This is a genomic window from Prosthecobacter sp. (assembly GCF_049294395.1).
Lineage (GTDB): Bacteria > Verrucomicrobiota > Verrucomicrobiia > Verrucomicrobiales > Verrucomicrobiaceae > Prosthecobacter.
Window position 1 is genome coordinate 1 of sequence record NZ_JBAQCR010000289.1, and the last position, 14,496, is coordinate 14,496.

Sequence of the window (14,496 nt, forward strand, 5' to 3'; positions counted from 1 at the left end):
ACGGCGATCCGCTCATCGTCGGAAGTGATGGCGACGTCTCCATCCTTGGGGTCCACTTCAGTGGTCCATTTGGCAGGAACCTCGTATTTAAGAATGGGATCCTTGGCCGGATAAGTTTTCTCATCCGCTGCAGACGCCGGAAGAAGGGAGAGGGTGAAGAGACCGGCGATCAGGCAGAGGGTATGTTTCATTAAGTTAGGGAATAAATTTAAGCCATCAGGCTTAGTCTTCAGCATCGGGCACGGTCAGGTCAAAGCAAGCTCTACCGGCGCAGGTTAACTCCCCCAACGAATCGCTTGCCCGCACGCCTGAATGCTCTCTCATCCTGCCATGTCCACCCTCGCCCCAGCCGCCGTTTTGTATGAAGCGAAGCAACCCCTGCGCATCGAAGAGGTGCGTGTTCTCCCTCCCCAGAAAGGTGAAGTGACGGTGCGAATGAAGGCCGCTGGCGTGTGCCATAGCGACCTGCATGTGATGAAGGGCGACCTTTCCATGCCGATGCCGATCATCCTCGGTCATGAAGGCAGCGGTGTGATCGAAGCCGTGGGTGAAGGTGTCACTTCAGTGGAGATGGGTGATCATGTGATCCTGGTGTGGCGCGGCTCTTGCGGGAAATGCGAGTACTGCAGCAGCGGACGCCCGGCGCTGTGTGACATGGGCACGGCGATGCGCTTCACCGGACTGATGCCGGATGGCACGACGCGCTTTCAGAATTCGGCAGGTGAGAGCATCCGGCATTACGCGGGGGTTTCAGCCTTCTCCTCGCTGGCGACAATGCCGCAGGCCTCGGTGGTGAAGATCCCCAAGGAGTTCTCGTTTGAAAAAGCGGCGCTGATTGGGTGCGGGGTGATCACCGGCGTGGGCGCGGTGGAGCGTGCGGCGAAGGTGCAGCCGAACAGCACGGTGGCGGTGATCGGCTGCGGCGGGATCGGTTTAAACATCGTGCAGGGTGCGAGGATGGCGGGGGCGCGGCAGATCATCGCGGTGGATAAATTCAGTCGCAAAGAGGGTGATGCACGGCAGTTTGGCGCGACGGATTATGTGGACATCAACGCGGGTGATCCGGTGCAGGCGATCAAGGACCTGACCGATGGCAAGGGCGTGGACTATGCGTTTGAGGCGTTCGGTTCTGGGAAGACGGCGGAGCAGGCGTTTGATGCGACGAAGAAGGGCGGCATGTGCGTGATGGTGGGCATCACCAGCGCGGCGGATCGTGCGTCGATCAATGTGAACCAGCTCGTGTATGCGGAGAAGACTCTGCGTGGGAGCCTGTATGGGAGCACGCAGCCGCGCACGGATTTGCTGCTGCTGATTGGCATGCATCAGTCCGGGCGGCTGATGCTGGATGAGCTGGTGACGAAGCGGTATCCGCTGGAAGGGATCAATGAAGCGTATGATGCGCTGCAGAGAGGCGAGGTGGCGCGGAGTTTGATTGTGTTTGAGTGAGGTTTCGGAGTGCGGCGGCGAGAGCTGCCACTTTCGAATGTCTCGCGGCACGTGCGTGCTGACCGGCCTGCGACCATCACCTGCGGTTGGTGCCGGATGTTTCATCGCATGCGCGTACTGAGAGCCCTGCGAAAGCGGTAGCTTCGTTCGTGCCTCACTGCGCAACCGCAGTCCAAAAAGGAGCGCGCGTCGTTGCGTCGTTATCCAATCGCCCGCTTCAGTGCATTCTTTGTGATGCGCTGCACGCGCTCATCGGGCCCGTGGGGGCGGGAGAAGTGGCTCCAGGGGATCATGTGGCCGGGGGGATCGCTGAGTCCCTGGCTCCAGAAGATGGTGGTGGCGTTGAAGACGATGTTTTTCTTCGGGCCTTCGAAGAGGGTGGCGGCGTATTTGCCGAGGCGGACGCCACTGGCCCAAACGTTGCCTTCGGCGACGACTTCGAGGCCGGGGCGGGCGGTGTCGGGGTCGCCGTGGAATTCCCAACCGACGAGGCCGGGGATGCTGTCGCCCCGCTTCATGCCGGTGCCTTCGAAGAGCCAGTGATCGGGCTTGGCGCAGGTCCAGTCGCCACCGCCATTGAAGGGGACGATGGTGCGTGCACCGATGATGTCCCGCTCATCCGGGCCGGGGTTTTCGAAAGGGCCGAGGACTTTGGAATAGGCCTCTTTTTCTTCCTCGCGGAATTCACCGTAGCAGGTTTCGCGGGTGAGGCGGCGGTTGGCAGCGCCCTTTGCATTCGGGGTGAAGGGCGTAACCATGTAAACGTCATTGGCGGAGAGCCAGAGGACGCTGAGGCCGTCGGCGATGGCCTGCTTGACGTTGGTGTACTGGCGCATGTCCCAGTATTCGTCGTGACCGATGCTGATCATGGTTTTGACGCGGGTGAGATTGGCGGGATTGAGGTTGTCCACGTTCGAGCAGTAGGTGACGTCGTAGCCTTCCTTTTCGAGCCAGTAGCAGAGGGGGTATTCCCATAGCAGGAATTCGCCGCTGCCCATGCTCTGCGGGTTGTCGAAGATCTGCACGTACTTGCCGTAGGGGCGGTCAAAGCTGACGCTGACACCGGGGGCATGCGCGGCGCGTGGATCAGTGTAGAGGGATTCATTGACGGGCCAGCGATTGTAAGCCTGCCAGGTGTTGTCGCTGCATTGGAAGAGGATGTCGGCGGGGCGGTCGTCGGTGACGATGAAGATGATGTAGCTCTGCCAGTAGGGCTTGTCGGCGGCCTCAGGGATCGTGCTCAGGCGGCCGAGATAGACGCCGCTGGGCCAGTCGGCGGGGATGGTGAGGGAGGTGGTGGACTCCCACTGGCATTCGCGGAGGCGTTTGTCGGCCATTTCGGGCACGGGCTGTTCTTTGCCTTCGAAGGGGCCGAGGGTGGTCATCAGGCGTGAGCCTGCGCCGTCGTAGTAGCCCATGCGGAAGACGTCGATGGTGAATTTTGCGACTGGCTTGGTACTGACGAAGATGTCGAGCTTTTCACCGGCCTTGACCGACTGGCGGGAGCAGTAGCCTTCGATGAGCGAGGTGCGGTAGGACTTCGAGTCATCGGGCCGCATGCGGGTGAGCTGGAAGCTTGCGCCGGGTTTGGCGTTTTCGGTTTTGATCAGATCAGGCTGACGTTTCGCAGCAGGTGCGGAAAATACTTTGCGTGCACCCGTCATGGCTGCGACGGCGCTGGTGGTTTTGATGAAGTCTCGGCGATCCATGAGAGTAATACGAGAGCGCGGCGGCGGGTATAGCAGGCGACGCAAATAACTTCGCATTCGCAAGATCTTCTTCCTGGCCCCGTAGGTTGTGAATCGTGAGCACTTCCGTTCCAGAGATTCGCCTTTCGCGACGCAGCTTCCTTCATGCCGGTGGCGTGGGAATGCTTGGCATGGGGCTGAACCAGCTCGCGGCGCTGGGTGCGTCAGTCAACAAGAGCAGCATCGGGCTGGGCAAGGCCAAGTCGGTGATCATGATCTTCAATGGCGGTGCGCCGAGCCATATCGACCTTTGGGATCCCAAGCCGGACGGGCCGGTGGAGATTCGCGGCGAATTCAAAACGATCCGCACGAACGTTCCCGGCATTCATGTGACGGAGCTGCTGCCGCAGATGGCAAAACGCATGGACAAGCTGGCAGTGATCCGCTCCGTGCATCATGGGCATAGCAGTCACAATGGCGGCATGCACTGGGCCACCACGGGGCGGCCCTATCGGGTGGACAGCACGCTGATCACGCCCAGCCCTACGGATCTGCCCGGAGTAGGCACGCTTGTCGGCTGGCTGGCGCAGCGGGATGGCTTCAGCAAGGGAGTGCCGCCGTATGTCATCACGCCGTTTCCACACTGCGACAGCAAGGTGTACCTGACACCGGGCCAGTTTGGCGGCTGCCTGGGCACGCGCTTTGATCCCTATGTGCTGGACGATGATCCGAACGCCGCTGCGTTTCGAGTAAGGAACATGGGGCTGGATGCCAGCCTGACCCCCGCACGTTTTCAAGAGCGCCTGGCGCTGCTGAATCAAATGAGCGCCGCCTCACGGCCCATCGCGTCAACGCAGACGGCGCAGATGGACATCTTCAATGAGCAGGCTACGACCATGCTGCAGTCCGGCAAGGCTGCCAATGCCTTCGACCTGACCAAGGAACCGGACAAGGTGCGCGAGCGCTATGGCCGGCACAGCTGGGGGCAGTCTCACCTGCTGGCGCGCCGTCTGGTGGAATCCGGCACACGGTTTGTCACGACGGTGAACGGCCCCTCCATCACGTGGGACACCCACAAGGACAACTTCAACGGGCTCAAGAACCGGCTGGTGCCGCCGATGGAGCAGGCCTACTCCGCGCTGCTGGACGATCTGGAAGAACGCGGCCTGCTGGAAAGCACGCTGGTCGTCTGGATGGGTGAATTTGGCCGCACGCCGAAGATCAACACCGACGCCGGCCGTGATCACTGGCCGGGCTGCTACAGCGTCGTGCTCGCCGGAGGCGGAGTGCGCGGCGGCCAGGTCATCGGGAGTTCGGATGCCACCGGGGCTTTCCCCAAAGATCGTCCGATCACACCGGCCGACATTCATGCCAGCATCTATTCGGCACTGGGATACGATTATCGCGAGATCAGCTACACCTCGGCGGATGGGAGGCCTGTGGCCTTGACAGAAGGTTCGACGATCAGCGAGCTGTTTTGATTTCCTGCCGCACCGGCTATGATGCGCCGTGCCGACGAAAAAGAAAAAGCCCGCCGCCAAAGCCAAGCCTGCCAAGAAAAAGTGGCAGATCTATGTGCTGCTGTGTAAAGACGGGACGCTGTACTGCGGGATCACCAATGATCTGGAGCGCCGCATTTCCCAGCACAATGCCGGCAAGGGAGCGCGCTACACACGTGGCCGCGGGCCGGTGAGTCTGGTGCGCTCCTGGCCGCAGAAGAGCAAATCGGCAGCCTTAAGAGCTGAATTTTCTTTCAAAAAACTTAGCCGATGCGCGAAAGATGCGTATCTAGCGGCATGATGCGCATTTACGCAGGAGAAATGTGACATTTGCGAAGGGTTTCCGAGACAGCGAGCCTTTTTTGTGGTACAGGGAAAGATGGTCACCACAAAAGCAGTCACGAAAAAAGCGCCTTTCTCCCGCCGGGTAGTTGATCACGTCACCGATGAACTGGTGAACGTACTTTCTACCGGTGAAACCTTCGAGTTTAAAGCCCTGTTTTCGAAAGTCTTTGAAGGATTGAAGCTGAAGAATGCGGTGAGCGGCGGCGAAGAGATGCTGCGCCTCCGTTCGTATGAAAAGATCCTCAAGCTGACCAACTGCGGTCTGGTGAAGAAGGTGGGCAAGACCTACCGCGCCCTCGAAGGCATCGAAAGCGCCTCCAGCGCGCATCGCCTGGCCCGCCTAGATTCCGCGATCCTTGCAGCAGCGCAGGCCACAGCCTGAGTTGTTGATCCCTTGTTTTAGCAAAACGGCACGCTGCGTCCTTGAGATGCACGTGCCGTTTTCTTTTGTCTATCCTGCCTGTGGCAGGAGTGGTTGCCTCACAAGGATTCGAACCTTGAATAACAGATTCAGAATCTGCTGTGTTACCATTACACCATGAGGCAGTGAGTGGCGGGCGGAGAGAATAGAGGCCCCCGACGTTCTTGCAAGTGCGAGGGCAGATTTTTTCAACCCCGTCCGGTCAATTCTTTTTTGTGGGCCTTGGTTTCGGCCACGATCACCCCGCTGAGGCAGATCAGGCAGATCAAGTTTGGAATGGCCATGAGGCCGTTGGCGGCGTCTGCGAAGTCCCAGACAGCCTGGGCTGGCTGCACGGAGCCAAACAGAACGGCCAGCACCCAGAGAAGACGGTAGGGCTTCACCGCGCGCGTGCCGAAGAGGTACTCTGCGGCCTTCTCGCCGTAGTAACCCCAGCCGAGAATGGTGGAGAACACGAAGGTCATGAGGCCGAAGAGCAGAAAGATGGGGCCGACTGCGTGCAGATCCCCGAAGGCAGCACTGGTGAGAGCCCCTTTGGGCAGCCCGTCTTTCCAGTGACCGCTACTGACAATGACCAGGCCGGTCATGAGGCAGACCACGACGGTGTCCCAAAAGGTGGCGGTGCTGCTGACGAGCGCCTGCCGGACGGGATTGCGGGTCTGAGCCGCCGCCGCCACGATGGGTGCGCTGCCCAACCCGGATTCGTTTGAGAACAAACCGCGGGCGATCCCCGCCTGAGCCACCTGCTTCAAAGTGGCACCTACAAAACCGCCGACCGCGGCCTGACCGCTCCAGGCCCCATTCCAGATGTCTGCAAAAGCCTGCGGCAAGGCGGCATAGTTTTTGATCAGCACCAGCAAACAACCAAAGACATAGCCGACGGCCATGATGGGCACGAGAAGCTCACAGACTTTGGCGATGCTCTTCACGCCGCCGAGCACCACGGCAGCAGTCAGCACGGCCATCACGCTGCCAGCCACCCAGCGCAGCACGACATCGGAGTCGGGTTTGATGTGCTCACGGAGAAGCTCCACGATGCTGTTGGCTTGGGTCATGTTGCCGATGCCAAAGGCGGCGATGCAGGTGAAGATGGCGAACAGGACACCGAGCCACTTCTGCTTCAGACCGCGCTCCAGCGCATACATGGGCCCACCGGCCATGCTGCCGTCTGGCATGGTGATGCGATATTTCACGGCCAGCACGGCTTCGGAGTATTTCGTGGCGATGCCGAACACGCCCGTCAGCCACATCCACAGCACGGCACCGGGGCCGCCCATGGTGATGGCTCCAGCCACGCCAATGATGTTGCCGGTGCCGATAGTGGCAGCGAGTGCGGTCATCAGTGCGCCAAATTGCGAGACATCCCCCTCCCCTTCTTTTTCACGCGAAAAGGAAATCTTGATCGCCTGCGGCAGGAAGCGCTGGATGAAGCCGGTGCGCACGGTCAGGAACAAATGAGTGCCAAACAGCAAAATGATGAGGGGCAGCCCCCAGACAAAACCGGAGAGGTCGGAAGCAATTTTGGCAAAGTCCATAAAGCCTTCTAGGGGGGAAGATGCCTTCCGCCAAGCAGAAACGATGCCCTAGGCGCATTTCTCCTCTTCGAAGACGTTTTTTGGGGGAGGCGACATTCCCATTGCGTATTTCAGCGCCAATCCGCTATCTTTGTGGCCCCAATCCATCCAAATGAAGCCCTCTCTCTTCCCCAACCGCCGTACTTTCCTCCGCAACACCGCCGCAACTGCCGGCAGCATTTTTCTCCCCAATCTGCTGATTGGCCAGGAAGGTGCCGTCAAAAAAATCAATGTGGCCGGCATCGGTGGTGCAGGTGGCAAGGGAGCCTCTGACGTGGGCATCTCCGCCAAGGGTGCCAACATCGTGGCCATCTGTGACGTGGACCGTGAGCGCCTGAAGCAGGCGCAGCAGAAGTACCCGGACGCGAAGATGTTTGAGAGCTTCCGCGAGATGTTCGAAGCGATGGGCGACAAGATCGACATGGTCACGGTGTCCACCCCGGACCACGCGCACTACCCTGCAGCGATGGAAGCCATCAAGCGCGGCAAGCATGTGTGCGTGCAGAAGCCCCTGGTGAACCGGATCTGGGAAGCGAATCAGCTTCATGAAGCCGCCAAGAAGAAAGGCGTGAAGACCAACATGGGCAACCAGGGTCACACCGGCAAGGGCATCCGCTTCCTCAAGCAGTGGGTGAGCGAAGGCATCGTGGGCAACGTCAAAGAAATCCACGTGTGGACGAACCGCCCCATCTGGCCCCAGGGCAATGAAGCCAAGGCCAAGTACATCAATGGCACGGTGCCGAAGATCAAAGAGAAGAAGAAAGGCCCGGACGGCAAAGACATCATGGTCGACACCGCCGAAGATCTGTTCAACTGGGAACACTGGCTGGCCGCCTGCCCATCCGTCCCCTTCACCGATGGTCTGCATCCCTTCGCCTGGCGCGGCCACCGCGAATACGGCGCAGGTGCCATGGGCGACATGGGCTGCCACCTTCTCGATGGTCCGTTCTGGGCTTGCGGCTTGGGCGAACCCTACAAGATGGAAGCTGAGTGCAATGAACTGACGGACGTGAGCTGGCCGAAGTCCTCCCATGTGGTGTTCTACTTCAAGACCGAGAAATACGGTGAGATCAAACTGCACTGGTATGAAGGCAGCCTGAAGCCTGAGCGTCCGGCTGAACTGGAAGCCGACCGCGACTGGGACAAAATCAAGGGCGGCTTCCTCCTCCGTGGCGACGCCGGCGTGATCCTCAACACCGACGACTATTGCGGCAGCCCAAGGCTCATCCCGGGCACCAAGATGACCGATTTCCTCGGTGGCAAGAAGCCTGAGCTGAAGCTGGAAGGCTCCTTGGCCGAAGGCGAACCACAGCTGGAACTGATCCGCGCCATCGAGCAGGACAAGATCTGCGGCAGCAATTTTGATTATTCCGTGCCGCTGACCAAGTTCTGTCTCCTCGGCAATCTGGCCATTGCAAACCCAGGCAAAGTCATCAACTGGGACGCCGCCAAGCAGGAGTCCGACAATGCGGATGCGAACAAGCTCATCACCCGTGCGGCCTACCGCCAGGGCTGGGATTACAAGTCCATCTAATCGGGCTGCAGGCCTGATGCGCCAAATCTAAACAACGACGCCCGGCAGTTCACACTGCCGGGCGTTTTCTTTGTGAGCTTCAAAGCCTCATGCAAACAGATGCGTGAGAGGCTGGCCTTTGTCGGCCACGGTGAAGGGACGCTTGCTGGGGGAATAGATCACCTGATCAAGCGGCAGGCCGAGGGCGTAGCCGATGGTGGCGTTGAGATCGGGCGGGCCGACCTTGTCAGTGGCGATGCCGGCGCCGTCCGGGGTGGTGGAGCCGTATTTGATGCCGCCTTTGATGCCGCCGCCGACGATGACAGAGGAGAAGATGGGGTAGTGATCACGCCCCTGGTTCTGATTGATCTTGGGCGTGCGGCCGAATTCGGAACTGACCACGATCATGGTGCTGTCCAGCAAGCCGCGCTGCTCCAGATCAGTGATGAGCGCCGCGAGGGCGGTGTCGAGGGTGTTGCAAAGCTGCGGCACATTGATGAAGTTGGCCACGTGTGTGTCCCAGCTGCCGAGGCTGACTTCGATGAAGCGCACGCCGTGCTCCACGAGACGGCGAGCGAGGAGGCAGCCCTGGCCGAAGGTGTCCTTGCCGTAGGCCTGACGCACGGCGTCGGGTTCCTTGGTCAGATCAAAGGCCACCAAGTCTTCGCTCTTCATGAGCTTCACCGCGTCATCATAAACGTCTGAGTAGGCTTTGACGCCGCGAGTGTCCCACTTGCCCTGAAACTCGGCATCCAGCGAGCGAGCAAGATCACGGCGCATGCCGAAGCGTTCATCGGTGACGCCTTTTTGCGGGGAGACGTTTTGCAGACCGGCCTCGGGATTGTTCACCATGAGAGGGCCGTGCCTCTTCGCGAAGAAGCCTGCGCCGGGATGACGGCTGTCATTGCCAACATACACATACGGCGGCAGTGCGGGATTGCCGGGGCCTTGGAAGAAACTCAGCCATGCGCCCATGCCGGGATGCTTGATGGTGCTGCGCAGGCCAAAGCTGGTGTGCATGAAGTAGTTGGCCTGTTCATGCGCGGCGGTGTTGGTGGCCATCGAATTGATGACGCAGGCGTGGTGCATCTGCCTGGCCATGCGCGGCAGGTATTCGCTGACCTGCACTCCATCGGCGCTGGTCTTGATGGCCTTCACGGGGCCTGACACCTCTTTGTTGTCGGGCTTGGGATCCCAGGTGTCCAGATGGCTCTGGCCACCGGTCATGTAGAGGAAGATGACGTTACGCGCGGTGGCGGCCTGCTTGGCGGTGGCGCTGCCTTCACCGACGGCGAAGGCTTTGCCGGAGAAAAGATGCTCCACGGAGGGCAGCAAACCGACCCCGAGGCAGGACTGGGCCATGCGGGTCATGACAGCGCGGCGGGAGAGATCGTTGTTGGGCGTTTTCATGGTGAATTCAAATGAGGTGTTGCTGAGGCAGGGCGGGAATTATTCGACGAAGATGAAGCGCTGCGTGCTGAGCGCTGCGAGGGTGATGTCCTCCCACAGGGTCTTGGAGGAGGCGTAGCTCTCCACGGTCTGGAGCATGTGGGCCTTCTCCTTGGCGTTCGGTGTGCGGGAGTAGAGGCTGAGGAAGAGCGTGTCGATCTTCTCGTCGTTGGTTTTGGCCTTGCGGAGATTGATGCTGAGCGTGGACCAGGCGCTGGTGAGCTGGTTGAGCAGGGAGCCGTTCATCATCGTCAGCGCCTGTGGCACACTGGCTTCGTCGCTGGCGTTTTCGATGATCTCGCGGTCGCTCTGACCAAACTCACGCAGGAAGTGACCACGCGGTGCGGGAGACGGCAGCTCCGCGGCACGGCTCCAGGTCTGGTGGAGCGAGCGCTGGAAGTTTTCGAAGCCCTTGATGCTTTTTTCATCCTTCATTCCGAGCACGGCTTCGTCGGCCTTGATGATGGACATGACTCTTGGATCCAGCGGTGTAGCCTTGGCGTCCACGCGGCTGTCTTCCATGAGATTCATCATCGCCATTTCCATGGGGCCGTCTCCACTGACGGCGGCGAGTTCCTTCTGGATCTCCTGATTGCCGGACTTTTTCGCGGCGGCGTAGAAGCACTTGGAGACCTGCTCGCGCAGGATGCGCTGGCTTTCGCCCAGGCGCCGCTGGATGTCGCGGGCCTTGACCTTGTCGTCCGTCTTGCGCGCCTCATCCAACTCTTTGCGCAGCTTGTCGAATTCCTTGTTCTGCTCGCGCATGGCGGCGGCGACTTCTTTGGCGGCTTCGTAGAGCAGCGGAGCCTCGGTTTTGTCGAGAAGCTGGGCCAGATGATGGCGGTTTTCGAGATCACGACGTTCGCGTTCACGGCTGCTCCAGTTGGGCTGATCGGGATCAGGGCTCACCAACGTGACGAGTGAATCCCACACCTGCTCTGAGCGCATGCGATGGAAGACCGGGCCCTGGAAGTAGTAAGGGGTGCCGGGGGAGACTTCCTTGGTGCTCTCACGGGCGAAGGTCTGCGTGTTGAGCAGGAGGCGCAGGTAGGCCTTCATGTCGTATTTCAGCGCGACCATCTGCCGCTCCAAAAAGTGCATGAGCTCGGGATTGGAGGCGACGCTATTGTCCATCATTTCGTCCACCTGCTCGTAGAGGCCGGCACCAAAGACGCGCTGCCAGAGGCGGTTGGCGATGATGGTGGTGAAGCGTGGATTTTCGGGAGAGGTCAGCCACTGGCCGAATTCGCCGATGGTGTTCGACTCCTTCTGCAGCGGCACGGGCTTGCCAAACATGACGGAAGCCTGAACGACATCCTTGGGCTTGGCGTCCTTGTACTTGTAGTCGTGTGGCAGACGGAGCTGGCCTTTGTTTTGCACCACCAAGGTGTCACGCAGCGAGCGGGTCGCTTCATTGAGCGCCTGGCGCATGAGATCGCGGGTGTCGTTGTCGAGGGACTTGTCATTGCGGATCATCTTCTGCACTTCGTCTCCGCTCTTGGAGCGGTAGCTGGAGGCGCTCATGTTGTGCGTGAAGGCCGCCATTTCGTAGAACTGCTTCTGCGTCCATTTGTCGAAGGGGTGATCATGGCACTGGGCGCACTCCATGCGGGTGCCGAGGAAGATGCGGGTGGTGTTGGAGAGATTGTCCAGCGGCATGCCGCGGTCGCGCATGTAGTAGCCGATGGCGCCGGTGTCGAAGCAGGAGCCTTCGCTGGAGACGAGCTCGCGGGCGATCTGATCATACGGCTTGTTCTCCCGCAGCGCGGCGCGGAGGTAGTTCAGGTAATTCAGCGACGTGGTGCTGCCGGCAACGCCCTGGCTCTGCGCACGGAGCACATCCGCCCAGTAGTTGAAAAAGTTCTGCACATAGCCTTCGCTGGCGAGGAGTGAATCGATGAGCTTGGCCCGCTTGTCCGGCATCTGGCAGGCATAGAAGCCACGGGCTTCATCCAGCGTGGGGATGCGGCCCACCACCGTCAAATACACACGGCGGAGGAAGGTGGCGTCATCGACAAGGGCGTTCGGCTTGATCTGGTGCTTCTGCCAGCTTTTGGCGAGCAGTGCATCGACCTGCTTGGATGCGGCAGTGGTGTCCACAGGGGCGGCATGCAGCGCGACGGCGAACAAGGTGGTGGTGAAAAACGCAAGTGTGTGGCTGGCTTTCATGCCAGAACCAACGCAGCGCTCCGAAGGCAGATGTCAGCATCGCTTCAGGATGCCAAATCCTGCACACCAAATGGCAATCCAGTCATTGCCAGCCATGACGGCAACGGCGCAGGCACGAGAAAATCATTTCGCGGAGGTGTCATTGAGCAGCCCTTTGACCACATCCACAGCTTCCCCCATGCCCTTCATCAGCTCAGCAAGGCCCGGCCCCAAAATCCAAGAGGCGTAGGCAATAGCCATCCACCAGGCGACGGCATTCACAATGATCATGGCCGTAACCAGCACCTCCACCCAGCGGCCCCAGACGAGGAGGTAGCCGTTTTCATCCTTCTTCTGGCGGAAAATATGGTCTGAATACAAGGCCACGGCGGCCCACCACAGCAACGGCGGGAAAAACAAAAAACCCATGATCATGCGCCGCATCACCGCGCCACCGCGTTGATTGTAGGGCACGCGGTTGTAGTCACGATAGCGAGCCACCCGACGGCGGGTGGGCAACACGGTCAATCCGTCCGCAACGACCAACCCGTCGGCATGAAGTTCCAAGAGAGACGAAACGGGACGCCACTGCTCCTCGTCTTCACGCTTCACCAGATCACTGTCCCGGATCGAACCGTAGGCGAGAAAATTGCGCAGGTCGTCCTTTGAACACGGACCGAGTGTCTTCTGGCCTTTGGCGATGTAATAAGCGGCATGCACGAATCTGTAAGGAACCAACGGCTCTATGTTAGTTCGGAGTGCGGGTAATATGCAATAACCGCACCAAGATGTATTGTAAGTTTTTTATATTCAAACATGCCCGGTGTGCGCGTACTCCACTCATGCGCCTCCTCACCCTCCTTGCCGGCCTGTCCACCCTGACTCTGCACGCCCTGCCCCCTGCCACCACCTCCAGCATCAAGGCCGGATTTGCCGAGCGGGACATCACCCCGGGGATCGGCATGGAGCAGCCGGGCGGCTACGGCAAGAGCTTCCACCGGACCTTCCACGACGCCTGCAAGGTGCGGGTGGCGCTGTTTGATGACGGGAAAAAGACGGCAGTGGTGATTGGTCTCGACTCGCTGGTCGTACCACGGCAGATCGTGCTGGATGCCCGCGCGCAGATTGAAAAAGCCACCGGAATCACCGGGGACGCCGTGCTCATCTGCGCCTCGCATTCGCACAGTTCCGGCCCCGTGGGCATGGTCATGCCGGGTGAATATGACACAGCTTCTGATCTGGTGAAAAAGCTGGCCTATGAGGAATCCTCCTGTGCCGATCCGGGCTACCTGCTGCGGCTGACGCATGAAATTGTCGCCGGAGTGGTGGCCGCCAATCAAAACAAAGTGCCGGTGCAACTGGGCTGCGGCTTTGGCCATGAGGACAAGGTGTCCTTCAATCGCCGCCTGCGCATGAAGAACGGGCAGAGCTGGAGCCACCCCGGGGCGGGCAATCCGGACATCCTCGAATACGCCGGGCCCATCGACCCGCAGGTCGGTGTCATCGGCGCGTGGGATATGCAGGGGCAGCTGGTCGGTGTGGTGGTGAACTTTGCCTGTCATGCCACCACCAATCCCGGCGGCATCTCGGCCAACTGGATTCAATACCTCGAAAAAACCATTCAGGGAGGACTCGGCACGCATGCGCCCGTGGTCTTCATGCAGGGGGCCTGCGGTGACATCACGCAGGTGGACAACCTCAGCACCAGCCAGCGCCCCAAGCCGGAGGAATGGAGCCAGCTTGTCGGCGGGCGTGTGGGTGCGGAGGCCATCCGTGTTTTGTTGTCGATGCCACGGATCACCGCCGCGCCGATCGATACGCGCCAGGAAGTTTTGAAGATCAAACGCCGGCCGCCTTCGGCGCAGCGTGTTGCCAAGAGCCTTGAAATCGCGAGCAAACCGAGAGTGGCAGGAGACAGCACCGACTACCTGTTTGCGAAGGAAATCCTCATGCTGGACCACCTCAACAAGACCATGCCCCTCGTGGATTGCGAGGTGCAGTGCATCAAAGTGGGGCCCGCGTGTTTTGTTTCCGATCCGGCCGAATACTTCGTGCAGTATGGCCTGGACATCAAAAAGGGCAGCCACCACGCCTTCACCTTCCCGTGTGAACTTTCCAACGGCATCGTCGGCTACGTGCCCACGGAAGAAGCCTTTGGCCCACATGGCGGCGGCTATGAGACACGCCTGACCGCCTACTCCAATCTCGAAATCACGGCGGGAACGCAGATGGCGAAGAAGGGCGTCGAGCTGGCAAACCAAATGGCCGCTGAGCCCAAGCCCGAGCCGCCGAAGGCTCCGCCGTTCGGCAAGCCCTGGACCTACGGCAATGTGCTGCCGGAGCTGGAGTGAGGCAGGCGGTCGGTAGGTCAGAGAGCATGTATTGTAGTTCCGGCTTCAGCCGGTTTCTGGAC

The 14,496-nt window shown here is 60.1% G+C and carries 12 protein-coding genes and 1 tRNA gene; 6 read left to right on the plus strand and 7 right to left on the minus strand.

Annotated features, from left to right (window positions below):
- Positions 1–191: hypothetical protein (locus tag WAW39_RS19480; protein WP_422320832.1), on the minus strand; the 191-nt coding region annotated here is incomplete at its 3' end.
- Between the two features lie 139 nt (positions 192–330).
- Between WAW39_RS19480 and WAW39_RS19485 the strand changes: the two genes are divergently transcribed.
- Positions 331–1,446: a zinc-binding dehydrogenase gene (locus tag WAW39_RS19485; protein WP_422320833.1), complete on the plus strand. Its 1,116-nt coding sequence runs from the start codon at positions 331–333 to the stop codon at positions 1,444–1,446.
- 200 nt (positions 1,447–1,646) lie between these two features.
- On the opposite strand, the gene WAW39_RS19490 is transcribed toward WAW39_RS19485, so the two are convergent.
- The gene (locus WAW39_RS19490; RefSeq protein ID WP_422320834.1) at positions 1,647–3,155 is read right to left on the minus strand and encodes a N,N-dimethylformamidase beta subunit family domain-containing protein; all 1,509 of its coding nucleotides are present in this window, start codon (positions 3,153–3,155) and stop codon (positions 1,647–1,649) included.
- Between the two features lie 95 nt (positions 3,156–3,250).
- Here WAW39_RS19490 and WAW39_RS19495 point away from each other — a divergent pair, with 95 nt between their 5' ends.
- From WAW39_RS19495 to WAW39_RS19505, 3 genes are all read left to right on the plus strand, one after another.
- The gene (locus WAW39_RS19495; RefSeq protein ID WP_422320835.1) at positions 3,251–4,615 is read left to right on the plus strand and encodes a DUF1501 domain-containing protein; all 1,365 of its coding nucleotides are present in this window, start codon (positions 3,251–3,253) and stop codon (positions 4,613–4,615) included.
- Positions 4,616–4,643: 28 nt separating this feature from the next.
- Positions 4,644–4,934, plus strand: a complete 291-nt coding sequence (locus WAW39_RS19500) for a GIY-YIG nuclease family protein (protein WP_422320836.1) — start codon at positions 4,644–4,646, stop codon at positions 4,932–4,934.
- A gap of 78 nt (positions 4,935–5,012) precedes the next feature.
- Positions 5,013–5,360, plus strand: a complete 348-nt coding sequence (locus tag WAW39_RS19505; RefSeq protein WP_422320837.1) for a hypothetical protein — start codon at positions 5,013–5,015, stop codon at positions 5,358–5,360.
- Positions 5,361–5,450: 90 nt separating this feature from the next.
- Here the strand turns inward: WAW39_RS19505 and WAW39_RS19510 are convergent.
- Positions 5,451–5,524: transfer RNA gene (locus tag WAW39_RS19510), tRNA-Gln, on the minus strand.
- A 63-nt stretch (positions 5,525–5,587) separates the two neighbouring features.
- Positions 5,588–6,934: an alanine/glycine:cation symporter family protein gene (locus WAW39_RS19515; protein ID WP_422320838.1), complete on the minus strand. Its 1,347-nt coding sequence runs from the start codon at positions 6,932–6,934 to the stop codon at positions 5,588–5,590.
- 151 nt (positions 6,935–7,085) lie between these two features.
- Here WAW39_RS19515 and WAW39_RS19520 point away from each other — a divergent pair, with 151 nt between their 5' ends.
- Entirely contained in the window at positions 7,086–8,507 is a 1,422-nt protein-coding gene (locus tag WAW39_RS19520; RefSeq protein WP_422320839.1) for a Gfo/Idh/MocA family protein, read from the plus strand.
- Between the two features lie 87 nt (positions 8,508–8,594).
- Here the strand turns inward: WAW39_RS19520 and WAW39_RS19525 are convergent, their stop codons facing one another.
- The 3 genes from WAW39_RS19525 to WAW39_RS19535 form a co-directional block, all read right to left on the minus strand.
- Positions 8,595–9,896 (minus strand): DUF1501 domain-containing protein, encoded by a 1,302-nt coding sequence (locus WAW39_RS19525; protein ID WP_422320840.1) that lies wholly within the window; start codon positions 9,894–9,896, stop codon positions 8,595–8,597.
- Positions 9,897–9,935: 39 nt separating this feature from the next.
- The gene (locus WAW39_RS19530) at positions 9,936–12,104 is read right to left on the minus strand and encodes a DUF1549 domain-containing protein (RefSeq protein ID WP_422320841.1); all 2,169 of its coding nucleotides are present in this window, start codon (positions 12,102–12,104) and stop codon (positions 9,936–9,938) included.
- A gap of 123 nt (positions 12,105–12,227) precedes the next feature.
- Entirely contained in the window at positions 12,228–12,803 is a 576-nt protein-coding gene (locus tag WAW39_RS19535) for a DUF4339 domain-containing protein (protein WP_422320842.1), read from the minus strand.
- Positions 12,804–12,925: 122 nt separating this feature from the next.
- On the opposite strand from WAW39_RS19535, the gene WAW39_RS19540 reads away from it, so the two are divergent.
- Positions 12,926–14,434, plus strand: a complete 1,509-nt coding sequence (locus tag WAW39_RS19540) for a hypothetical protein (protein ID WP_422320843.1) — start codon at positions 12,926–12,928, stop codon at positions 14,432–14,434.
- The last annotated feature ends 62 nt before the right edge of the window (positions 14,435–14,496 follow it).

What these genes read in the sequence shown, in the direction of transcription:
- WAW39_RS19515 (WP_422320838.1), bottom strand. Translation starts at nt 6,934, where the DNA reads ATGGACTTTGCCAAAATTGCTTCCGACCTCTCCGGTTTTGTCTGGGGG.
- WAW39_RS19490 (WP_422320834.1), bottom strand. Translation starts at nt 3,155, where the DNA reads ATGGATCGCCGAGACTTCATCAAAACCACCAGCGCCGTCGCAGCCATG.
- WAW39_RS19485 (WP_422320833.1), top strand. Translation starts at nt 331, where the DNA reads ATGTCCACCCTCGCCCCAGCCGCCGTTTTGTATGAAGCGAAGCAACCC.
- WAW39_RS19505 (WP_422320837.1), top strand. Translation starts at nt 5,013, where the DNA reads ATGGTCACCACAAAAGCAGTCACGAAAAAAGCGCCTTTCTCCCGCCGG.
- WAW39_RS19520 (WP_422320839.1), top strand. Translation starts at nt 7,086, where the DNA reads ATGAAGCCCTCTCTCTTCCCCAACCGCCGTACTTTCCTCCGCAACACC.
- WAW39_RS19540 (WP_422320843.1), top strand. Translation starts at nt 12,926, where the DNA reads ATGCGCCTCCTCACCCTCCTTGCCGGCCTGTCCACCCTGACTCTGCAC.
- WAW39_RS19525 (WP_422320840.1), bottom strand. Translation starts at nt 9,896, where the DNA reads ATGAAAACGCCCAACAACGATCTCTCCCGCCGCGCTGTCATGACCCGC.
- WAW39_RS19530 (WP_422320841.1), bottom strand. Translation starts at nt 12,104, where the DNA reads ATGAAAGCCAGCCACACACTTGCGTTTTTCACCACCACCTTGTTCGCC.